The organism is Georgenia satyanarayanai, from assembly GCF_900116375.1.
Taxonomy (GTDB): domain Bacteria; phylum Actinomycetota; class Actinomycetes; order Actinomycetales; family Actinomycetaceae; genus Oceanitalea; species Oceanitalea nanhaiensis.
Map to the genome: position 1 here is coordinate 12,450 of NZ_UETB01000012.1, position 21,797 is coordinate 34,246.

Here is a 21,797-nt window from a genome sequence, read left to right on the forward strand (position 1 = left end):
GCCCACAGACCACTCGCCCTCACCCCGAGCGCGAGCCCCACCGGTCCCACCAAGGAGAACGCATGATCCCCGCCCGCCTCTCGCGGCGCCTGGCGGTGACGGCAGCAGTCGCCGTCGTCGCCGGTGCGTCGCTCACCCTCCCCGCGCTCGCCGCCGAGCAGGGCACCCTCGTGTCCGCCGAGGCCACCGGCACCGCCGCCGGCACGGTCGACTACACGGTCTACCTCCCGCCCGGCTACGAGGACAGCACCGACCGCTACCCCACCGTCTACCTCCTCCACGGCCGCGGGGACACCCAGGCCGCCTGGCAGCGGGTCGCCACCGACCTCGACGAGCTCATCGCCTCCGGGGAGCTCCAGCCCGTCGTCGCCGTCATGCCCGACGCCCCGTGGAACGACCGCGGCAGCTGGTACACCGACTCCCTCTACACCGGCGACGCCGCGTCCGGTCCGGGCCTGCCCGTGGAGACCGCGCTCGCCGAGGACCTCGTCGACCACGTCGACGCCACCTACCGCACGGTCGCGCACCGCGAGGCCCGCGCCGTCGGCGGCTACTCCATGGGCGGTGCGGGCGCGCTGCGTCTGGCCCTCGCCCACCAGGAGGACTTCTCCGCCGGCATCGTCCTCAGCCCGGCCGCGTACGTGCCCCAGCCCCCGGTCGACTCCTCGGTGCGGGACTACGGCGCCTACGGCGTCGGCGACGCGCTCTTCGACGCCGACCGGTACACCGAGCTGTCCTACCCGACGGCGCTCGAGTCCCTCGACCCCGCCCTGCCGGTCCACCTGTTCGTCGCCGTCGGCGACGACGAGTGGCCCAACCCCGACCCGGCCGAGGCGCAGCACGACATCGACCTCGAGTCGGCGCAGCTCTACAACACCGCGCGGCGTGTGCCGGGCGTGACGGCGGAGCTGCGGGTCCTCGACGGCGGTCACGACTGGGACGTGTGGCAGCCGGCCTTCCGGGAGGCGATCGTCGACGTCGGCCAGCGGCTGCGGACCGAGCCGGCCGCGACGTGGGACGCCGAGCTGCTCGGCTCCGCGGGTGACGACCGCGCCGGCGGGATCGTCGAGACGGCCGACGGCGGGACCGTCGTCGCGCTCGGCCTCGCCGACGAGTGGGACGGCTACGAGCCGGCCGGCGAGATGGACACCCTCCTCGTGCGCCGCGCGGCGGACGGCACGGAGGCCTGGCGCCACGCGATCGCGACCGGCGCGAACGACCGCGCCTACGGCGTCGTCGACGGGTTCGACGACGCCGTGGTCGTGGGCGGCTACACCCGCGGCACCCTCGCCACGGGTGAGGCGGACACGCAGGACGACGCGTTCGTGGCGGCGGTGGACGCCGACGGCGAGCGCACGTGGACGCTCGAGCTGGGCGACCCGGGCGCTGCCGACCGCTTCTACGCGGTCGCACCGGACGGTGACGGCGGCGCGTACGTCGCCGGCTACACGAGCGGCAGCTTCGCCGGCACCGCGAGCGCCGGGGACAAGGACGCCGTCCTCGCGCGGGTCTCGGCCGCCGGGGAGCTGCTGTGGAGCACCCAGCTGGGCGGTTCCGGTGAGGACAAGGCGATGGCCGTGGCGCTGACGAGCGACGGGGACGTCGTCGTCGGCGGAGTCAGCGGCGCCGGCCTGCCGGGCGCCGAGCACCTCGGCTCCGGGGACGGCTGGGTCGCGCGGTACGACGCCGACGGCGGGCAGCAGTGGGTCCGCGCCGTCGCCACCGCGGAGAACGACATGGTGAGCGGCCTCGTGCCGCTGGCCGACGGCGCGGTGCTGGCCGTCGGGCAGACCAAGGGCGTGCTTGGCGAGGCGGCACTCGGGGACAACGACATCGCCGTGCGCGCCCTCACCACCGACGGCGAGGAGTCGTGGACCCTGCAGACCGGCACGTCCACCGACGACCGCGGCGTCACCGGCGTGGCGACCGCCGACGGCGGCGCGCTGGTCCTGGCGACCACCTACGGCGCGATGGGCGAGCCGCTGGGCGGCGTCGACGTCGTCGCGCTGCCGGTGACCGCCGACGGCGTGGCCGGCGAGCCGCTCCAGCTCGGCTCGCGCGACCGTGACGGCGCCGACGAGTGGGACGAGGCCAACCTCTACGCGGCCGCGGGCACGGATGGCACATGGCTGAGCGGACTCACCTTCGGCGCGCCGGACGGGGCGGTCAACGCCGGGGCGGGCGACGTCTTCGTCATGCAGCTGGCTTCCGCGCCCGGCGAGGAGCCGACGACGGCGGAGCCCACGACCTCACCCGAGCCGACCGGCCCGGAGCCGACCGTCACGCCGACCGAAGGCCCCTCGCCGTCAGCTGCCCCCACCACCGGGACTCCTGACCCGAGCTCGACTCCGGCCGTGCCCGGTGAGGACACTGACCCGGGCGCAGGCACCGGCGCGGGCGCGGGCGGTCTGCCCTCGACCGGCGCCGCCGTGCTCGGTGCGGGCGTGCTCGCGCTCCTGCTCGCGGCGGCCGGCGCCGTGCTCGTGGCGCGACGCCGAGCGGCTGCCTGACCTCAGCCCGACGCACTGTGCGCCCCGCTGCCCCCTGATCCCACGCACTGTGCGCCCCGCTGCCCCTGACCCCCACGCACTGTGCGCCTCTTGCGCCACTGTGCGCCCGGTAGCTAGCCCCGGGCGCACAGCGGACGCACGGGGCGCACAGTCGTGGGAGGCGCTGCTCCCGCGGTTGCGGCGGGCCGCGGTCGCGGCCACGGTCGAGGGGCACCGCCCGCTCCAGGAGCGCGCGGCTCGTCCCCTTCCCGTCGAGCCCCGGAGGACCCGTGGAGTCACTGCACCTCGCCTACGCGCTGGTCGGCACGCTCGCCGTCGTGCTCGCCCTGGCCAGCCGCAAGATGCGCGACCTGCCGGTGAGCGAGCCCCTGCTCGCCCTCGTCCTCGGCGCGGTCCTCGGGCCGGTCGCGCTCGGGCTGATCTCCGTGCCCGACGACGTCCGCGACCTCGCCCTGCTCGAGGGCAGCCGCCTTGTCGTGGCACTGTCGGTCATGGCGGCCGCGCTGCGCTTCCCGGCCTCACGGCTGGGGTCCGTGGCGCGCGCCGTCGCGGTGCTCCTCCTCGTCGTCATGCCCGTGAGCGCCGCCCTCTCCGGCGCGGCGGCGCTGCTCCTGGGCTTCCCGCTCGCGCTGGCGGCGCTCGTCGGCGCCTGCCTCGCGCCGACCGACCCGGTGCTCGCCGGGTCCATCGTCTCCGGCGAGCCCGCGGAGAGGACGCTGCCGGGGCGGCTGCGCCACATGCTCAGCGCCGAGAGCGGCCTCAACGACGGCCTGGCGCTGCCCCTCGTGGCGCTGGCGATCGCCGTCGTCGTCCCCGGTGGCACGCTCGGGGAGCACGTGGGGCGGGTCGCCTACGAGGTGCTCGTCGCCGTCGTCATCGGCGGTGTCCTCGGGGCGCTGGGCGGGTGGGCGACGCGCTTCGCGACACGTCACAGGGACCTCGAGCCCGCGCCCGACCTCGTCCTCACCATGCTGCTCGCCGTGGCGGCCCTCGGCGTCGCGCGGACCGCGCACACCGACGGCATCCTCGCCGTCTTCATCGCCGGGACGGTGTACAACCTCCTCGTCACCGGCGACGAGCGCGAGCCCCAGGAGGACACCGACGAGGCGGTCAACCGCTACCTCTCGCTGCCGGTCTTCTTCCTCCTCGGGCTCGTCCTGCCGTGGGAGGACTGGGGCCGGCTCGGACCGGCCGCCGTCCTCTTCGTCGTCGCCGTCCTCGTGGTCCGGCGGCTGCCCGCGGTCGTGGCGCTGGCCCGGCCGCTGGGGCTGGACCTGCGGCAGGCGGCCTTCCTCGGCTGGTTCGGCCCGATGGGCGCGAGCTCGATCTTCTACGTGGCCCACAGCATCGACAAGGGCGTCACGGACCCGCGCTTCTTCGCGGCGGCCACGCTGATGATCGTGGCGAGCGTCGTCGTCTTCGGGGTGACGTCGTCCCCGGGCCGCAAGCTCTACGGGCGGAGCGCGGCGCCCGAGCCGGCACGGGCGTCGGGCTAGACAGCGCCGCCGGCCTGCCCCGCCCGCTCAGGCGCACGGCCGGCCCGTTCCCTCCGGTCCTGAAACGCCGTCGTCGCGAGGACGGAGGTGAGGAGCACGACCTCGAAGAGGTTGGTCACCGCCCCGCTCTCCACGGGGACCGGCACGGCGCTGCCCACCGACATGAGGGCCGTCCCCACGAGCAGCCACACCCAGCCCTGCCGGCGCCACACGAGGAAGCCCGCCACGAGCAGGGCGGCGCTGACGAGCAGCACCATGAGCGGTGGCCCGCCCGCCTCCTCGACGGGCGCGTAGCTCAGCACGCCGTGCTCCCGCCGCGCCTCGAGCTCGAGCCCGACGACGTGGGTCACCTCCAGCGCCACCAGCGCCCCCGCGGCGACCCAGGCGCCGACCACGGCGAGCCGCGTGCGCGCCCAGCCCACCCCGGCACGCACGACGACGTGCCAGGCGAGGACGACGAGCAGCGGCGTCACGAGCGCATGGGTCCAGTAGCGCGGCAGGTTGAGCCCCTCGAGCAGGGCGCCCTCGCCGATGAACCGGCCGAGGCCGAGGACGGCGTTGTCGTACACGAGGCCCGCCACGACGAGCAGCGGCACGTTCACCGGCGTCCACCACCGCCGTCGCCGGACCGCGAGCGCCAGCCCCCACGCGAGCAGGACGAGGTAGATGCCGGTGTAGGCGAGGAACAGCACCGTGTCCATGCCTCCACCCTCACCCGGCCCAGACGCCCGGGCCACTGCGCGGTGCGGCGCCGCCCGGTGCCTCACCCGACCCTGCGCCCTCTCCTCCACCGTGCTGCCGGTCTACCACCGGCACGGTGGAACCAGGAGGCGCACGGTCGGTGAAGGCTCCGACGGAGCAGGCGCTACTCCGCGCTGCGCAGCGCCCGCAGCGCGATCAGCGCGGCCACGACCATGAGCACGACGCCGATCGCCGAGGTGATGACGACGCCGGAGTCGAAGGCGTGCCGCGCCGACTCCAGCAGCGCCTGCGCCACGGGGTCCGGCAGCCCGCTCGCCACCTCGGTCGCGCCGCCGAGGGTCTCCCCCGCCGCCCGCGCGTCGTCCCCCACGACGGCGCCCGGCACGACGACGTTCGTGCGGTACACCGCGGTGAGGATGCTGCCGAGGACCGCCGTCCCGAGGACCGCGCCGAGCTCGTACGCCGTCTCCGACACCGCCGACGCGGCGCCGGCCTTGGCCGCCGGGACACTGGAGAGGATGAGGTCGTTGGAGATCGTCTCGGCCGCGCCCACACCCGCGCCGAGGACCACGAACGCGACGAGGAGCCCGCCGTCGGACCCTGCCGACCCGCTCGCCAGGACCAGCCCGTACCCGACGGCGTTGAGCAGCAGCCCGCCCGCGACGACGCGCGCCGGGCGCACGTGCCGCACGATCCGCACGACGGCGAGGCCGGCGATCACGGTGACGACCAGCCCCGGCACGAGGACGAGCCCCGCCTCCACGGGCGTGCGGCCGCTGACGAGCTGGAGGTGCTGGGAGACGAAGAAGAGGAAGCCGACCATCGAGAAGACGCTGAGGAGGTTCGCCGCGACCGAGCCGCTGAAGACCGGGTTGGCGAAGAGCCGCACGTCGAGCAGCGGCACCGGCCGGCGCAGCTGGCGACGGACGAAGCCGTAGCCCAGGGCGAGGGCGAGGGCGATCGCGAGCACCGCCGTCGCCGTCGGTCCCTCCTCCGCGATGCGCTTGATGCCGTACACGAGCGGGACCATGGCGCCGAGCGAGAGGGCGATGCTCACCGGGTCCACCGGCCCGGGCTCGGGGTCGCGGGACTCGGGGACGAGCACCGGGCCCAGGGCGAGCAGCGGCACGAGGACGGGCACGGCGAGGAGGAAGACCGAGCCCCACCAGTAGTGCTCGAGGAGGAAGCCGCCGACGATCGGGCCGAGCGCCGCGCCGCCGGAGAAGCCCGCGGCCCAGATGGCGATTGCCGTCCGCCGCTGGACCGGGTCGGTGAAGATGTTGCGGATGAGGGAGAGCGTCGCGGGCATGAGCATCGCGCCGAAGAAGCCGAGGGCGGCGCGCGCGGCGATGAGGAGCGGCGCGCTCGGCACGAAGGCGGCGACGGCGGAGACGACGGCGAAGCCCGTGGCGCCGATGAGCAGCAGCCGGCGGCGGCCCACCCGGTCACCGAGGCTGCCCATCGGCACGAGCAGGCCGGCGAGCACGAGCGGGTAGGCGTCCACGATCCACAGCAGCTCGGTGCCGCCGGGGCGCAGCGACTCGGAGATCGACGGCACCGCGAAGCTGAGGACGGTGTTGTCGACCGCGATGAGCAGCACCGGCAGCATGAGGACGACGAGCGCCGCCCAGGGACGGGCGGCCGGCGAGCTCGGGGTGACGGGTCGCGATGAGGTGGTCGAGGCCAAGGTGGTGCTCCGGGGACCGCAGGAACGGGCGCTGACTGCGCCGTCGTTAACTGTACCGTCTGGACGGTTGACGGTCACTGTGGGTAGCGTCTCCCCCATGTCGGCGCGAGAGAAGGTCCTGGACGCGTTCGAGGATCTCCTCGTCACCGAGGGCGCCCGGGCGACCACGCTGGACGCCGTCGCCGCCCGCGCCGAGGTCTCCAAGGGCGGCCTGCTCTACCACTTCAGGAGCAAGGACGCGCTCGTCGAGGGCCTCCTCGAGCGCCTGGCCGCCCTCGCCGCCGCCGACACCGAGGCGATGGCGGCCGACCCGCGCGGCCCGTCCGCGTACTACGTCGACACCTCCGTCGCCGACGGCTCCCCGCTCGACCGGGCGATCGTCGCGGCCGCAGGACTCGCCCAGGAGGCCAACGCCCGGGCACGCGGGGCGCTGCACGAGATCCACCGCGGCTGGTTCCGGCTCATCCTCGAGGAGGTGGGCGACCGAGCGACCGCGCGCGCCATCGTCCTGCTCGGCGACGGCCTGTACTACAACGCCGTCCTCGCGGGGGCCATCGCCTCCGACGACGTCGCGGCCACCGGGCCGCAGGACCGCGCCGAGCTCCTCGAGGTCGTCGCCCTCCTCACGGAGCGGGCGGCGCAGGGCTGACCACGCCGGCACGCTGCGTGCGACTCGCGGGCCCCCAAGGAGCGCGGAAGCCACACGGTCCGCAGCGGGCGTCAGCCGCTGTTGCGCGGGTGCTGCCGAGCCTGCCGCTCGTTCCCGCGCCGGTAGTTGCCGGTGAGCCGGGCCATGAGCTCCTGCGGGTCCTCGCCCTCGACGTCCTCGAGGAACTCCGCGGCCCGCCTGCCCCGCAGCGTCGTGGCAACCCGCCCGTGGTGGCTGATGACGACGTCGTCGCCCCGGGTGACGTAGGTGAACCCGGTCGGGCGCGGCATGGGCGCCACCCTACGCGCGGCCCGTCCGTCACTCAGCGGGGGTGGAGGACCTCGACCTCACCGGTGACCGGGTCGGTGAGCGTCACGCGGTCGCCGCTTGCGAGGTCGATCGCCACCGGCTCCCCCCACACGAGGACGTGGACCGTCGCACCCGGCTCGGCCTCGGCGATGCGCCGGCGCAGCAGCGCGACGTCGAGGTCGGTGCCCTCACGCACCTCCCACGAGTGCGAGCCGACGGCGAGGACCCAGCGCCGCGCCGTCGTCGTCTGCCGCGGGGTGGTTCCGGGCAGGTTGATGCCGAAGATGGTGGTGGGCGGCGGGGCGAGCTCGTCGGCGGGCGGCTCGCCGGCCGGCTCCCCCTCCCCGACCCAGACGCGCCGCTGCCCGCCGACCTCGACGACCGAGCCGGGTGCCACGAGCGTCCCCTTCCCGGCGGCCTCGAGCTGGCCGCGCAGCGGGGCGGCGCGGTCGGGCGGCACGAAGCCGACGATGACGTTGCGCCAGGCGACCACGACGCGCCCCTCGGCTCCCGGGGAGAACTCGACACGCGCGGGCACGGCGGACCGGGAGCGCTCTGCGCCTGCGAGGGCGGTGACGATCGCGCGCTGCATCGCGGCGGCCTCGGCCACCCAGAAGCCGGCGCCGACGTCGGCGGGAACCTCGGCGGAGCGCCAGCGGTCGAAGAGTCTCACGGGTCCATCATTCCTGACGGCGAGGCGGGAGCGGTCAACCCGCCCGCGGAGTCAGCGTCGTCACGACGCACCGCCACCCGCCGTCGGCGTCCCGGGTGAAGACGTCGGTCGTGTACTCGTCCTCGTGGAAGGGCTCGCCCTCCCAGTGGCCCGAGTTGGTCCCGTGCGCGATGACGACGACGACGTCACCCAGGTCGCGCACGTCGAGCAGCGCGAAGGTCATCTCCTCGTGCGTCAGCCGCCCCGATCGCACGAGGTCGAGGAACCGTTCGCGGGGGACCGTGCCGCCGGTCCCGACGAGCACCCAGTCCTCGGCGGCGTAGCTACCGATCCGGTGGGCGTCGTTCGCGACGATCGCCGCCGCCCAGGCGTCGAGGACGTCGCGCATCTCCTGCCTCAGGTCCTGCCCCATCCCCCGATGCTCCTCCGCCGGTGGCCCTGTGTCACGGACCCGTCGGCAAGTCACCTGTCGGCGGAAAGTGCGCTGTCGGCGGCAAGTCACCTGTCGGCGGTGAGTCACCTGTCGGCGGTAAGTGCGCTGTCGGCGGGGAGAGCGCTGTCGGCGAAGGTGGCCGGGGCCGGGGCCGGGGTCAGTTGACGGTGACGGCGGGGATCGAGAGGCCGAGGACCTGCTCGAGGGCGCGCACGTGCTCCTCGGCGCGGCCGTCGCGGGCGGCGGTGCGGGCGTGGACCGTGGGGGTGTGGAGGAGCCGCGCGGCGAGGCGGCGCAGCGCCCGGGCGGCGTCCTCGGAGGACACCTGTCCGCCGTCCGGCAGGCGCGACAGCTCATCGGCCACGGCGCCCTCCACCCGGCGACGCAGCGCGACCACGGCCTCGTCGACGGCGCGGCTGGCGAGGTCGTCCCCGAGCCGCTCGACCCCGCGCGCGACGAGCTCGCGGGCACGGTCGACCTCACCCGCCGTCGTCGTCGGCAGCTGCTCACGCACGGTCTCGAGGTCGACGAGCCGCACGCCGGGCAGCTCCCCCACGGCCGGGTCCACGTCGTGGGCCAGCGCGAGGTCGACGATGACGAGCTCCGCGGCGCCGGGCCGGTCGCGCAGGGCCGCGCTGACGGCGGGGACGTCGAGCACCACGGTGCCGGTCCCGCGGCAGGTGACGACGACGTCGGCCCGGGCGAGGGCGGCGGCAAGATCAGGGACGGCGACGACGTCGTGGCTCTCGGCGAAGGCAGCGGCGCGCCCGGAGGCCGACCACACCGCGACGTCCTCCACACCGCGCGAACGCAGCGCGGCGAGCGCGACCCCGGCGTACGCGCCCGTACCGATGAGCAGGGCCCGGTCCCCGGCCAGCGCGCGGCCGGCGAGGTCGAGGGCCACCGACGCGACGGAGGCGCCCGCCCGGGCGAGGTCGGTGGTCACGGCCACCTCGCGGGAGGTGCGGGAGGCGTGCTGGAAGGTCCGCTCGAGGAGCGGCGTCGTCAGCCCTGCCGCGCGGGCGGCGTCCAGGGACCGGCGCACCTGCCCGACGATCTCCCGCTCGCCGACGACCATCGAGTCCAGCCCGCTCGCCACCTCGAACAGGTGCCGGGTGGCGGCGTCGCCGGACAGCGCGACCGTGTGCTCGGACACCTCGGACGGGCAGATCCCGCTGGCCCGGGCGACGGCGTGCCGGGCGTGCTCGGCCGCGGCCACCGGGTCGTCGGCGTCGAGGTAGATCTCGAGGCGGTTGCACGTCGACAGGACGACGGCGCCGCCGATCCCGCAGTCCGCGGCAGGGTCGAGGGTGCCCGCGCCGGGCACGGCGTGGTCGGCCAGGACGGCGAGGAGCCGATCGGCTCCGGCCGCACTGAGCCGGTCGACGTGGGCCAGCCCCGCATGGCGGTGGTTGGCCGAGATCACTGCAAGGGTCACGAGTCTCCCCTGGGAACCGCTGGTCGTCGGTGCAGGCACAATGGCTGGCATGACTGCTCCAAGCGGCAACGGTAATACATCAGACGAAGCAGGGGCGCCGCTTCTGGCCGCGTACTCCGGCCGGCGGCCCGAGCGCCTGCCCGTGTGGTTCATGCGTCAGGCCGGGCGTTCCCTGCCCGAGTACCACGAGGTGCGGCGCGGCGTCGGCATGCTCGAGGCCTGCCTGCGGCCCGAGCTGGCGACGGAGATCACTCTCCAGCCGGTGCGTCGGCACGGCGTCGACGCGGCGATCTTCTTCTCCGACATCGTCGTGCCGCTGCGCCTGGCCGGGGTGGACGTCGAGATCGTCTCCGGGGTGGGCCCCGTCATCGCCGACCCCGTCCGCACGGTCAGCGACGCCGAGCGCCTCGCCGCCCACGCCGCCGGCGACCACGCCGCCGTCCAGGAGGCCGTGCGCCTCACCGTCGCCGAGCTGGGCGAGACCCCGCTCATCGGCTTCGGCGGCGCCCCCTTCACCCTCGCCGCCTACCTCGTCGAGGGCCGCCCCTCGCGCGACCACCTCGCCGCCCGCGGGCTCATGCACTCCGACCCGGCCACCTGGGACCGGGTGATGACGTGGGCCGCGGACCTCACCGGCGCGTTCCTCCGCGCGCAGGTCGAGGCCGGTGCCCGCGCCGTCCAGCTCTTCGACTCCTGGGCCGGGGGCCTGTCCCTGGCGGACTACACCGCGTACGCCGCCCCTTACAGCGCCCGCGCCCTGTCCCACGTCAAGGACCTCGGCGTCCCGATCGTCCACTTCGGCACCGGGACGAGCGAGCTGCTCGGCGCGATGAAGGACGCCGGGGCGGACGTCGTCGGCGTCGACTACCGGCTGCCGCTGGACGAGGCGAGCCGCCGGCTCGGCGGGACGACGCCGCTCCAGGGCAACATCGACCCGGCCCTCCTCACCGCCCCGTGGGAGGTCCTCGAGGCCCACGTGCGCGACGTCGTCGCCCGCGGGCGACAGGCGCCCGCCCACGTCCTCAACCTCGGTCACGGTGTCCCGCCCACCACCGACCCCGGCGTGCTCACCCGGATCGTCGAGCTCGCCCACACGCTGTGACCGAGCGTCGTGACGCCGTCGTCGTCGGCGCGGGGATGGGCGGCCTCACCGCCGCCCACGCCCTTGCCGCGGCGGGTCTGCGTCCCCTCGTCCTCGAGGCGGGCGACCGCGTGGGCGGGCTCGTCCAGCACGCCCGGGTGGGCGGGATCGACGTCGACGCCGGTGCGGAGTCCTTCGCGCTGCGCCGCCCGGAGGTCGCGGACCTCGTCGGGCGGCTCGGGCTCGAGCGGGCGACCCCGGCGTCGGACTCGACGATCTGGCTTCCCGACGGCGGTGGCCGGGCGCTGACCACGCCTGCCCGCTCGCTCCTCGGGATCCCGGCCGACCCGCTGGCCGACGACGTCGTCGCCGTCGTCGGCCGCGACGCCGCCGCGCGCGCAGCGGCCGACCTCACGCTCGACCCGGCCGCGGGCGCCGACTCCGCGACCCTCGCCGAGCTCGTCACCGTGCGCATGGGCGCCGACCTGCTCGAGCGGCTCGTCCGGCCGGTGGCGCGCGGGATCCACGGGGCGGACCCGGAGAACCTCGCCGTCGACGCCGTCGCACCGGGCCTGCGGGCGGCGCTCGTCACCCACGGCTCGCTCGCCGCGGCGGTGGGAGCGACGGTCGGTGACGGCCCGGCCGTGGCCTGCGTGGTCGGTGGGATGTGGCGCCTGCCCGAGGCCCTCGCAGCGAGCGCCGAGGTCCACACGGGGACGCGCGTGACGTCGGTGGTCCGGGAGCCGGACGGCACGTGGTCCGTCCACGCCGACGACGGCGCTGCGCCCGTCCGCACGCGCCGGCTCGTCCTCGCCGTGCCCGGTCCCGAGACGGTCGAGCTGCTCTCCGGCGCGCTGCCCGGTGAGGTGCCCGAGCTGCGGCCGGGGCACCCGATCGTCCAGGTCACCCTCGTGCTCGACGCGCCGGAGCTGGACGCCGCACCGCTCGGCTCCGGGGTGCTCGTCGGCCCCGACGCGGGTGTGCGGACCAAGGCGCTCACCCACGCCACCGCGAAGTGGGCCTGGCTGCGGGCCGCGGTGCCGCAGGGCGTCCACGTGCTCCGCCTGTCCTACGGCCGCGCCGGGGACGACCCCGCGGCGATCGAGGCCGTCGACGCCGAGGTGGCCCGCGCCGACGCGCAGGCGCTGCTCGGCGTGCCGCTGGCTCCCGCGCAGGTGCTCGACAGTCTGCGGGTCCGCCGCCCGCTCGGCCTGCCGCCGTCGGCCGCCGCCGACCCGGCCCTGCGCCCGCTGCTCGAGCGGGTGCGCGCGGCGTCGGGGCTCGGGGTGTGCGGGGCGTGGGTGGCCGGGACGGGCGTGGCCGCCGTCGTCGCCCAGGCCGAGCAGGAGGCCCGGCGCCTCCTCGACGCCCCCGCCGCCGGCGACCACGCGACGCCCGGTGACGCCTCCCCACTCCTCGCCGTCCACCCACCCATCCTCGACTGACTGCCCCACCTCCTCTTTCCGCCGAGCGCTGAGTTGTTACTCACGGCCCCCGTAACAACTCAGCGCTCGGCGACATGGGTAGCGCGTCGGGAGCGCTCGGCGACGAGGGGGCTTTCCTCCGGGGGGCGTCGGGAGCGCTCGGCGACATGGGGGGGCCTTCCTCTCGCCGAGCGCTGAGTTGTTACGACGCGACGGAGGTCACCTCGACGTTGCTTCGTCGCGGCGTGCACACTTGAGGGGTGACCCCTCCCCCTCTTCGGCTCGGCACGCGCGCCTCGACGCTGGCGCTCACGCAGTCCACCACCGTGGCGAAGGCACTGGAGGCGGTGACCGGCCGGGAGGTCCAGCTCGTGCGGATCCGCACCGAGGGCGACCGCAGCCGCGCCTCCCTCGCCAGCCTCGGTGGCACCGGGGTCTTCGCCGCCGCGCTGCGCGAGGCGCTGCTCGCCGGGGAGTGCGACTTCGCCGTCCACTCGCTCAAGGACCTGCCCACCGCGCCGACGCCCGGCCTGTCGATCGCCGCGCTCCCCGAGCGCGCCGACTCCCGCGACGTCCTGTGCGCGCGCGAGGGCTGGACCCTGCAGACCCTCCCCGAGGGCGCGCGCGTCGGCACGGGCTCACCGCGCCGCGCCGCCCAGCTCCTCGCCGCCCGCCCCGACCTCGAGATCGTCGACATCCGCGGGAACGTCGAGACCCGCCTCGGGCGCGTGCAGCCCGGCGACCTCGACGCCGTCGTCCTCGCCCGCGCCGGGCTCGCCCGGGTGGACCGCCTCGAGGCCGTCACCGAGACGCTCGACGCGGAGGTCGTCGTCCCCGCCCCCGGGCAGGGTGCGCTGGCCGTCGAGTGCCGCAGCGAGGACCTCGCCGACCCCGAGCACCCGCTCACCACCGGCCTGCGCGCGCTCGACGACCACGCCACGCGCCTGGCCGTCACCGCCGAGCGTGTCGTGCTGCGTGTCCTCGAGGCCGGCTGCGCGGCGCCGCTCGGCGCCCTCGCCCACCTGGACGGCGAGACCCTCCACCTGCACGCGACCGTCGTCGAGCACGACGGCAGCCGCCGCCTGAGCCACCGCGCCGACGTCGCCCTCCCGGTCGACGAGGCCGCCTCCCTCGCGGCGGCGGAGTCCCTCGGCACCGAGGTCGCGAACGCGCTCCTCGAGGCGGGTGCCGCGAGCATCACCGGGCGCCCCGCGTGAGTCCGGACGCCTGCACCCCGGCCGCGCTCCGCGGGGCCGGATCGCCGCGGCCCGGGGCCGCGAGCGCCACCGGACGGACGGCATGAGCCTCGCCGGCCGCACGCTCCTGCTCCCCCGCACCGACGCCGCGGACCGTCTCGCCCACGCGGCCGAGGAGGCCGGTGCGCGCACGGTGACCGCGGACCTCATCCGGCACGAGACGGTCACGCCCACCGACGAGCTCGACGCCGCCCTCCGGGACGCCGGCAGCGTCGACTGGGTCGCCCTCACCAGCGCCACCACCGTCGCCGTCATCGCCGAGCGCGCCGCCGCCCTCGGCACGACGACGGCGCAGCTCCTCACCGGCCCGCGCGTCGCCGTCGTCGGCCGGGCGACCGGCGCCGCCCTCGCCGCGCACGGCGTCGGCGCGGACCTCGTCCCGCCGGAGCGCTCGAGCGCCGTCGACCTGCTCGCCGTGTGGCCCGAGGGCAGCGGCACCGTCCTCGTGCCGCGCTCGGAGATCGCCGCACCCACGCTGGTCGCCGGCCTGCGCGAGCGCGGCTGGCAGGTGCGCGACGTCGTCGCCTACCGGACCGTGCCGGTGACGGTCCCCGACCCCGCGGTCGCGGGCCTGCTCGACGGCGGAGGGGTCGACGTCGTCGTCCTCACCTCGGGCAGCACCGCGAGCGCCTTCGCCGCCCTGTACGGCACCGCCGCCCCGGCCCGCGTCTGCGCGATCGGCACGAGCACCGCCGACGCCGCCCGCCGCGCCGGGCTGCCGGTGCACGCCGTCGCCGACCACCAGACCACCGCCGGCCTGCTCGAGGCGGCCGGCCTCGCCCTCACCACCGGAGCCCGCCCATGACGCACCAGGTCCCCACCGCCCGCCCGCGCCGCCTGCGCCGCAGCCCGGCGATGCGGCGGCTCGTCTCCGAGACCCGCCTGCACGCCGCGGACCTCGTGCTGCCGATGTTCGTAAAGGAGGGCGTGGACGAGCCGGCGCCGATCACGTCGATGCCGGGCGTGGCCCAGCACTCGATGGACTCCCTGCGCCGCGCCGCCGTGGAGGCCGCCGAGGCGGGGGTCGGCGGGCTCATGCTCTTCGGCGTCCCGGCGACGCGCGACGCCGTCGGCTCCTGCGCGACCGAGCCGGATGGGATCCTCAACGCGGGCCTGCGCGCTCTCGTCGAGGAGGTGGGTGACGACGTCGTCGTCATGGCCGACCTGTGCCTGGACGAGTTCACCGACCACGGCCACTGCGGCGTGCTGCGCGCCGACGGCACCGTCGACAACGACGCCACCCTGGCGCGCTACGCCGACATGGCCCTCGCGCAGGCGGAGACCGGCGCCCACCTCCTCGGCCTGTCCGGGATGATGGACGGCCAGACGGCGGTCGTGCGCGCGGCCCTCGACGGCGCCGGGCACACCGACGTCTCCCTCCTCGCCTACTCGGCGAAGTACGCCTCGAGCTTCTACGGCCCCTTCCGTGACGCCGTCGACTCCGCGCTCCAGGGCGACCGGCGCACCTACCAGATGGACGCCGGCAACCGCCGCGAAGGGCTGCGGGAGGCGACGCTCGACCTCGCCGAGGGCGCCGACGTCGTCATGGTCAAGCCCGCGATGAGCTACCTCGACGTGCTGTCCGACGTCGCCGCCCACTCCCCCGTGCCCGTCGCCGCCTACCAGGTGTCCGGCGAGCTCGCGATGATCGAGGCCGCGGCCGCGCAGGGCTGGATCGACCGGCGCCGCGCGATCGAGGAGTCCCTGCTCGGCATCCGCCGCGCGGGCGCGGACATGACCTTCACGTACTGGGCGACCGAGGTCGCCGGCTGGCTCCGCTGACCACCCGACCCGAGAGGCACCCCATGACCGACCCGATGGACGAGATCTTCACCTCCGCCCGCGCCGTCATCCCCGGCGGGGTGAGCTCCCCGGTGCGCGCGTACGGCTCGGTGGGCGGGGTGCCGCGCTTCGCCGCGTCCGCGCGCGGGCCGCACATCACCGACGTGTCGGGCCGGGAGTACGTCGACCTCGTCATGTCGTGGGGGCCGGGACTGCTCGGCCACGCCCACCCGGAGGTGGTCGACGCCGTCCAGCAGGCCGCGGCGCGCGGGCTCTCGTTCGGCGCGCCGACGGTCGCGGAGGTCGAGCTCGCGGAGGCGATCCGCGAGCGCGTGGCCCCGGCGCAGCGGGTGCGCTTCGTCTCCACCGGCACCGAGGCGACGATGACCGCGATCCGCCTCGCGCGCGGCGCCACCGGGCGCGACCTCGTCGTGAAGTTCTCGGGCCACTACCACGGGCACGTCGACGCGCTCCTCGCCGAGGCCGGCTCCGGGGTGGCGACCTTCGGCATGCCCGGGTCCGCCGGCGTGACGGCGGCGACCACGGCACAGACGATCGTCCTGCCCTACAACGACGCCCCCGCCCTCACCGAGGTCTTCGCCGCCCGCGGGCACGAGATCGCCGCGGTCATCACCGAGGCGGCGCCCGCGAACATGGGCGTGGTCCCGCCCGAGCCCGGCTTCAACGGCCTGCTGCGGCAGCTGACCGAGGCCCACGGCGCGCTGCTCGTCCTCGACGAGGTGCTCACCGGCTTCCGCGTCCACCCCTCCGGCTGGTGGGGCCTGGAGCAGGCCGCCGACGACGGGACGCGAACCTGGGAGCCCGACCTCGTCACCTTCGGCAAGGTCGTCGGCGGCGGCATGCCGCTCGCCGCCGTCGGCGGCCGGGCCGAGCTCATGGACCTCCTCAGCCCGCTCGGACCGGTGTACCAGGCCGGCACGCTCTCGGGGAACCCGCTGGCGACGGCGGCCGGCCTGGCAACCCTGCGGCTCGCCGACGACGCGGTGTACGCGCGGGTGGACGAGGCGGCCGGGGTCATCGCCGACGCCGCCGGTGCCGCGCTGGACGCCGAGGGGGTGGCCCACCGCGTGCAGCGTGCCGGCAGCCTGTTCTCCGTGTTCTTCGGAGAGGCGGCGGCTGCTGCGCCGGTGCGGAACTACGCGGCCGTGCAGGCGCAGGAGGCGTTCCGCTTCCCGCCGTTCTTCCACGCCATGCTCGACGCCGGGGTGGCCCTGCCGCCGTCTGTCTTCGAGGCGTGGTTCCTCTCCGCCGCCCACGACGACGACGCCGTCAGCCGCGTCCTCGACGCCCTGCCCGCCGCCGCGAGGGCCGCAGCCGCCGCCCGCCCGGAGTAGCGGGGCCGGCGGCCTCCCCCGCCGACCATGCGCCCCCTGGGCCACTGTGCTCCCGGTCGACCGGGCGCACAGTGGCCCTGGGGGCAGCAGGGTGGGGGCGGGCGCCCGCCGTGCGTCCGCGCTGCTGGACGCGCTCTGTGGGGGCGTGCGAGGTGTGGGCTCTTGGCACTCCGGGGTCCACAGGTCCACACCTAGCCGCTGCAGGTGACCGTCCGCCGGTAGCGAGGCCCGCCGGCCGCCCGGCGAGCCTCGCTCGACCGACCTTGCGCCCTTCGGTCCACCATGCTTCCGGTCTACCGGGCGCATGGTGGACCAAGGACCAGCAAGGTCGGATGGCCGGAGCCTCCAGCCACCGACAGCCGGGTCCCTCGTCGGGAGGGATCGATCCGGCTGTCGGCGCGTGAGAGGAGGTCAGGCCGGGCGGGGGGCGCGGGCGCGCAGGGCCGAGGCGAAGGACGGGGTGAGCGGGACGTCGGCCATGAGGGCGGCCTGGTAGGCGTGGTAGACGTCCGGCTTGCCCTCCCACGTGCCCGACGCCGGCCGGTTGGCGGAGTCGAGCTCGTGGTGCCAGGAGCCGCCCTCGTGGTCGACGAGGGCGGTGTCGGCGTACGCCCACCAGCGCTCGAGGTCGGCGGCGTGGGCGGCGTCGCCCGTCACCCGCTGCAGCACGGTGGAGGTGGCGATCGCCTCGGTGACGACCCAGTGCATCCGCGCCCGGACGACGGGCTCCCCGGACCAGTCGGTCGTGTAGACGAAGCCCTCCGCGCCGTCGGCGTCCCAGCCGTCGGCGACGGCGCGGGCCGCGAGCGCCACGGCAGCCTCGGGCAGGCCGGCGGGGGCGTCGGCGCCGAGCGTGGCGTCGACAGCGAGGAGCAGACGCGCCCACTCCAGGCCGTGGCCCACGGTGGCGCCGTAGGGCTTGAAGGGGTCCGCCGGACGGTCGCGGTTGTGCTCGAGCAGCGGTGTCCAGTCGGTGGCGAAGTGCTCGGGGATGCGCCAGTCGTTCTCCCGCGCCCAGGTCGCGACGTGCGCGGAGATGCGGCCGGCGCGATGGTGCCACAGCGGGTCTCCGGTGACGTCGCCGGCGGCGAGGTAGGCCTCGACGCTGTGCATGGTGGCGTTGATGCCGCGGTAGGGGTCCAGCACGGTCCACGCGCGGTCCCACTCGTCGACGACGAGCCCGGCCTCCTCGTCCCAGAAGCGCTCCTCCTGCGCGGCGAGCGCGAGGTCGAGCAGCTCCTGCGCGCCCTCGATGCCCGCGGCGAGCGCGGAGCTGGCCGCGAGGACGACGAAGGCGTGGCCGTAGGCCTGCTTGATGGTGCTCGACGGGCCGTCCGCGGTGACGCCGGCGAACCAGCCGCCGTGCTCGTCGTCGTGGAGCGGGCCGAGCAGGGCCCGCACGCCGTGGGCCGCGAGCTCGCGGAGCGTGTCCCGGTCGGGTCCGTCCGGTGCCGGTGCCTCGTCGGCGAGCACACCGAGGCTGAACACGTGCGTCATCCGGCACGTGATCCACAGCTCGACGGTGGTGGGGTCCACCGTCCCGCGCTCGTCGAGGTAGCCGAAGCCGAGGTCGCAGCGCGCGCCGACGGCGAAGCGCAGCAGCTCGGCGCGCTGGGCTCGGCGGTACTCCGCGCTGCCCGGGCGGGGGCGGTGGTCCTGGTGTGCGGCAGTGCTCACGTCGTCGTCATCTCCCTCGGTGCGTCACAGGTGCGCGACCCGACAGTACGCCCCGCGCGGCACCCACCCGCACACGCGAGGAGTTACGCCACCGAAACGTCTCCGACGCGGCCCGGCAATGCGCCCCCGGTTCGATGACGGCACCGCCCGGAGGGGGCGGACCCCAGCGGAAGGACGCCCATGCCCACCCCGAACCGCCGTCACCCGGTCGCCCCACGCGGGCGACGGACCGCCGCCACGTGCGCGGCCGCCGTCGCCCTGGCCGCCCTGGCACTCCCGGCCTCCGCCATCACCGACGTCACCACGCCCGGCGGCGCGACCTTCACCGTCCACGACGCCTACCGGCCCGGCCTGGACACCGGCTCGATCCGGTCCCTGTCCGACTCCCGGGTGGAGGGCTTCGGGAACGTGTTCCTCAGCGTCGAGGGCGGTGACGACCGGATGAACGGTCAGATGCTGCGCGGCTTCGAGCTGACGGCCGACGGCGAGGGCGGGTTCGACTCCGCCTCCTCCGTCCTCCTCGACGGCGTCCAGGTCGCCCGGACGCTCGACGTCGTGGGCGAGAGCGCCCGGTTCCTCGACACCTTCACCAACACGACGAGCACGCCCCTCACCCTCAGCGTCTCCTTCGGCGGCTCGCTCGGCTACGGCACCGGCAAGAACGCCGGGACCATCACCGGGACGTCCGACGGCGACACCGACCTGGAGACCGAGGACGTGTGGCTGACGTCCGACCCGGCCGACGACGACGTCCGGCCCGTGGGCGTCGTCGTCGGGCATGGCGTCGACGCCCTCGGTGACCAGCAGGCCGGGCCCTTCGCCTCGCCCTACGAGGCGAGCGGCTCGCGGGCCAACCACCCCGGCTTCGTCCACACGCTGACGGTCGAGCCCGATGAGAGCCAGTCCCTCCTGCGCTACGTCGTCGCCGGGGAGGCCAAGGCGGGTGCCCTGGACGCGCTCACGGCGGCCACCGCCACCCTGGCGGAGGCCCCCGCCGTCGAGGGCCTGCCGCTGCCCGCGCTGTGCACCGTCGTCAACTTCGACGTGGCCGACGACGCCGCCTGCGCCACCGCCGGGCTCCTCCCCCAGCCGCCGGCCGAGCTCACGACCCTGACGTCGGAGACCGCGACCACGACGGCGGGCTACGACGTCACCGGCGCGACGATCGCCCGGCTCCAGGCCGACCTGCGCGCCGGACGCACGACGAGCGTCGAGGTCACCCGCGCCTACCTCGACCGGATCGCCGCGTACGACGGCGGCGCGCTGGGCTTCCGCAGCTTCATCACCGTGGCCGACGACGCGCTCGGGCAGGCCGCTGCCGCCGACGCGGCGCGGGCCGCGGGTGCGGACAGCGATCTGCTGGGCATCCCGCTGGCGCTCAAGGACCTCTACGACACCGCCGACATGCCCACGACCGGTGGCACCCTCGCCCTGGAGGGCTACCAGCCCGCGGCGGACGCCTGGCAGGTCGCGCGGCTGCGCGAGGCGGGCGCGGTCATCATCGGCAAGGCGAACCTCTCGGAGTTTGCGAACTCCGGGTCGATGTCCGAGTCCGGGTTCATGCAGACGTGGAACGCGCTGTACCCGTCCAAGACGCCGCACGGGTCCTCCGGCGGCTCCGGCACCGCCGTCGCGGCGGACCTCGCCGCCGGCGCCATGGGCTCCCAGACCGGCGTGTCCCTCTACGCGCCGTCGACCTCGAACGGTCTGGCGACCTTCCGCGGCACCGACGGCCTGTCCTCCACGCAGGGCGTCATGCCGCTGACGTGGGCGCAGGACTACGCCGGGCCGATGGCCAAGACGGTCACCGACGTCGCCTTCCTGCTCGACGCCACGTCGACGCAGAGCACCGGCAACAACCCCGACGACCTGCTCACCGCACGGGTCGACAACACGCTGCGCCCGGTGTCGTTCACCGCCGGGCTCGACGAGGAGGCGCTGTCCGGCGCGGTGCTCGGGGTCATCCCCACCTCCTTCGTCTCGGAGTCGATCCCCGACGACCCGACCGGTCCCGCCGCGCGGGAGACCCTGGAGCAGCTGGCCTCCGAGGCGGGAGCGACGGTCGTCGAGATCCCTGCGCCCGAGGGTTTCGAGCGCGCACCGGGCGGGAACCGCGGCGCGGAGGGCTGGGAGCGCTACATCGCCGACCAGGTCGACTTCCCCTACGCGGACGGCGACGAGCTGCTCTCCTCCCCGCTCGTGCTGCCCTACAACCAGCGTGAGCGGGACACCGAGCCGATGACCGACGAGGAGGTCGAGGCGTACCTCGACTGGCGCGACCGGTACAAGGAGCACATCGAGGCGTGGATGGACGAGGCAGGTGTCGACGCCGTCGTGTACCCGGGCTTCCTCTCCGCCGTCGGCAACAACGACGTCTCCTCGGCCGTGCACACCTCGGACCGTTCCACGGGGGTGCTCACGTCCGGCGTGGGCCTGCCGACGGCCGTCGTGCCGGTCGGGGCCAGCCCGATGGGCGAGTCGATGAGCCTGCAGGTCGTCGGGCGCGCCTGGTCGGACGCCGACGTGCTCGCCATGGGCTACGCGCTGGAGCAGCAGGTCGACAGCCCGGTCGTGACCGGCTTCGCCCCCGCGCTGCCCGCCGACGCGGGTGACGCCGCCACCACCGTGGACGTCGTCGTGCCGGAGAGGGTGGAGGCCGGCGAGCCGGCGAGCGTCGTCGTCCAGGTGACCGCCACGGGCGGTGCGCGGCCGGGCGGCGCCGTTGTCCTCGAGGTCGCCGGGCGCACCTTCACCGGCACGGCCGACGACGACGGCGTGAGCGTCGCGCTGCCGGACGCGCTGCCCGTGGGTGAGTACGAGCTCACCGCGTCCTACATCGGCGACGCCGCCACCGAGCCCTCGGCCGGTGCCGCGCTGCTCACGGTCGTCGAGGCGTCTCCCGAGGAGCCGACCGAGGAGCCCACCGAGGAGCCCACGGAGGAACCGAGCGAGGAGCCCACCACCGAGGAGCCCACCGAGGAACCCACGACCGGCGCGCCGACCGAGGAGCCCACCACCGGGGAGCCCACCGAGGAGCCCACCACCGGCAAGCCCACCGAGGAGCCGGGCCCGGTCGGTGCGGCGGGTCCGCCCACCGGTGGCGGGTGGCTCGCGAGCACCGGTGTCGCCGGGGTCGTGGCGGCCCTGGTCCTCGTCTCCGCCCTCCTCGCCGGGGGCACAGCCCTGGTCGTCCGCCGGCGCACGGCCGGCTAGCGCGCACCTGCCCGTCGACAGCCGGACTCCTCACCAGGAGGAGTCCGGCTGTCGACGGGGTGGCGCGGAGGGAGCTCCGTGGGTGCGCCGCTCCCCGGGAGCACCGCGGCCT

17 protein-coding genes are annotated in these 21,797 nt (G+C 75.7%); 10 read left to right on the top strand and 7 right to left on the bottom strand.

Translation table 11 applies throughout. From position 1 onward, the window contains the following. Positions 1-62 precede the first annotated feature (62 nt). Together DSZ44_RS13810 and DSZ44_RS13815 are read left to right on the top strand one after the other, a co-directional pair. Complete coding sequence (locus tag DSZ44_RS13810) at positions 63-2,510, top strand: alpha/beta hydrolase-fold protein (protein ID WP_110853221.1); 2,448 nt, start codon at positions 63-65, stop codon at positions 2,508-2,510. Positions 2,511-2,779: 269 nt separating this feature from the next. Then, complete coding sequence (locus DSZ44_RS13815; protein ID WP_110853222.1) at positions 2,780-4,006, top strand: cation:proton antiporter domain-containing protein; 1,227 nt, start codon at positions 2,780-2,782, stop codon at positions 4,004-4,006. On the opposite strand, the gene DSZ44_RS13820 is transcribed toward DSZ44_RS13815, so the two are convergent. Both DSZ44_RS13820 and DSZ44_RS13825 read right to left on the bottom strand, forming a co-directional pair. After that, complete coding sequence (locus DSZ44_RS13820) at positions 4,003-4,707, bottom strand: hypothetical protein (RefSeq protein ID WP_181424647.1); 705 nt, start codon at positions 4,705-4,707, stop codon at positions 4,003-4,005. The genes DSZ44_RS13815 and DSZ44_RS13820 overlap by 4 nt on opposite strands. A gap of 164 nt (positions 4,708-4,871) precedes the next feature. Next, positions 4,872-6,317: an MFS transporter gene (locus tag DSZ44_RS13825; protein WP_373681254.1), complete on the bottom strand. Its 1,446-nt coding sequence runs from the start codon at positions 6,315-6,317 to the stop codon at positions 4,872-4,874. Positions 6,318-6,492: 175 nt separating this feature from the next. Here DSZ44_RS13825 and DSZ44_RS13830 point away from each other — a divergent pair, with 175 nt between their 5' ends. Further along, positions 6,493-7,044, top strand: a complete 552-nt coding sequence (locus DSZ44_RS13830; RefSeq protein WP_110853224.1) for a TetR/AcrR family transcriptional regulator — start codon at positions 6,493-6,495, stop codon at positions 7,042-7,044. A gap of 71 nt (positions 7,045-7,115) precedes the next feature. On the opposite strand, the gene DSZ44_RS13835 is transcribed toward DSZ44_RS13830, so the two are convergent. From DSZ44_RS13835 to DSZ44_RS13850, 4 genes are all read right to left on the bottom strand, one after another. Continuing rightward, positions 7,116-7,334, bottom strand: a complete 219-nt coding sequence (locus DSZ44_RS13835; RefSeq protein ID WP_110853225.1) for a hypothetical protein — start codon at positions 7,332-7,334, stop codon at positions 7,116-7,118. Positions 7,335-7,366: 32 nt separating this feature from the next. Then, the gene (locus tag DSZ44_RS13840; RefSeq protein ID WP_110853226.1) at positions 7,367-8,026 is read right to left on the bottom strand and encodes a hypothetical protein; all 660 of its coding nucleotides are present in this window, start codon (positions 8,024-8,026) and stop codon (positions 7,367-7,369) included. A gap of 34 nt (positions 8,027-8,060) precedes the next feature. Beyond that, positions 8,061-8,438, bottom strand: a complete 378-nt coding sequence (locus DSZ44_RS13845; RefSeq protein WP_110853227.1) for a nuclear transport factor 2 family protein — start codon at positions 8,436-8,438, stop codon at positions 8,061-8,063. Positions 8,439-8,616: 178 nt separating this feature from the next. Next, positions 8,617-9,897 carry a glutamyl-tRNA reductase gene (locus tag DSZ44_RS13850; protein WP_258369519.1) on the bottom strand — a complete coding sequence of 427 codons (1,281 nt, stop codon included), beginning with the start codon at positions 9,895-9,897 and terminating at the stop codon, positions 8,617-8,619. A gap of 40 nt (positions 9,898-9,937) precedes the next feature. Between DSZ44_RS13850 and hemE the strand changes: the two genes are divergently transcribed. The 6 genes from hemE (at position 9,938) to hemL (ending at position 16,795) form a co-directional block, all read left to right on the top strand. After that, complete coding sequence (gene hemE, locus DSZ44_RS13855; RefSeq protein ID WP_181424648.1) at positions 9,938-10,999, top strand: uroporphyrinogen decarboxylase; 1,062 nt, start codon at positions 9,938-9,940, stop codon at positions 10,997-10,999. Continuing rightward, positions 10,996-12,423 carry a protoporphyrinogen/coproporphyrinogen oxidase gene (locus tag DSZ44_RS13860; protein ID WP_220035203.1) on the top strand — a complete coding sequence of 476 codons (1,428 nt, stop codon included), beginning with the start codon at positions 10,996-10,998 and terminating at the stop codon, positions 12,421-12,423. Before hemE ends, DSZ44_RS13860 begins: the two co-directional genes overlap by 4 nt. Positions 12,424-12,662: 239 nt before the next feature. Beyond that, complete coding sequence (gene hemC, locus DSZ44_RS13865) at positions 12,663-13,619, top strand: hydroxymethylbilane synthase (RefSeq protein WP_110853230.1); 957 nt, start codon at positions 12,663-12,665, stop codon at positions 13,617-13,619. A gap of 82 nt (positions 13,620-13,701) precedes the next feature. Beyond that, complete coding sequence (locus tag DSZ44_RS13870; RefSeq protein WP_146237562.1) at positions 13,702-14,463, top strand: uroporphyrinogen-III synthase; 762 nt, start codon at positions 13,702-13,704, stop codon at positions 14,461-14,463. Next, a complete protein-coding gene (hemB, locus tag DSZ44_RS13875) occupies positions 14,460-15,440 on the top strand; it encodes a porphobilinogen synthase (RefSeq protein ID WP_110853232.1) in 981 nt (326 codons plus the stop codon). The genes DSZ44_RS13870 and hemB overlap by 4 nt, the downstream gene beginning before the upstream one ends. A 23-nt stretch (positions 15,441-15,463) precedes the next feature. Further along, positions 15,464-16,795: a glutamate-1-semialdehyde 2,1-aminomutase gene (gene hemL, locus DSZ44_RS13880; RefSeq protein WP_110853233.1), complete on the top strand. Its 1,332-nt coding sequence runs from the start codon at positions 15,464-15,466 to the stop codon at positions 16,793-16,795. A 411-nt stretch (positions 16,796-17,206) separates the two neighbouring features. Here the strand turns inward: hemL and DSZ44_RS13885 are convergent, their stop codons facing one another. After that, on the bottom strand, positions 17,207-18,472 hold the full coding sequence (locus DSZ44_RS13885) for an AGE family epimerase/isomerase (protein ID WP_110853234.1): 1,266 nt from the start codon (positions 18,470-18,472) through the stop codon (positions 17,207-17,209). Positions 18,473-18,652: 180 nt separating this feature from the next. Here DSZ44_RS13885 and DSZ44_RS13890 point away from each other — a divergent pair, with 180 nt between their 5' ends. Further along, the gene (locus tag DSZ44_RS13890; RefSeq protein ID WP_110853235.1) at positions 18,653-21,685 is read left to right on the top strand and encodes an amidase family protein; all 3,033 of its coding nucleotides are present in this window, start codon (positions 18,653-18,655) and stop codon (positions 21,683-21,685) included. Positions 21,686-21,797 lie beyond the last annotated feature (112 nt).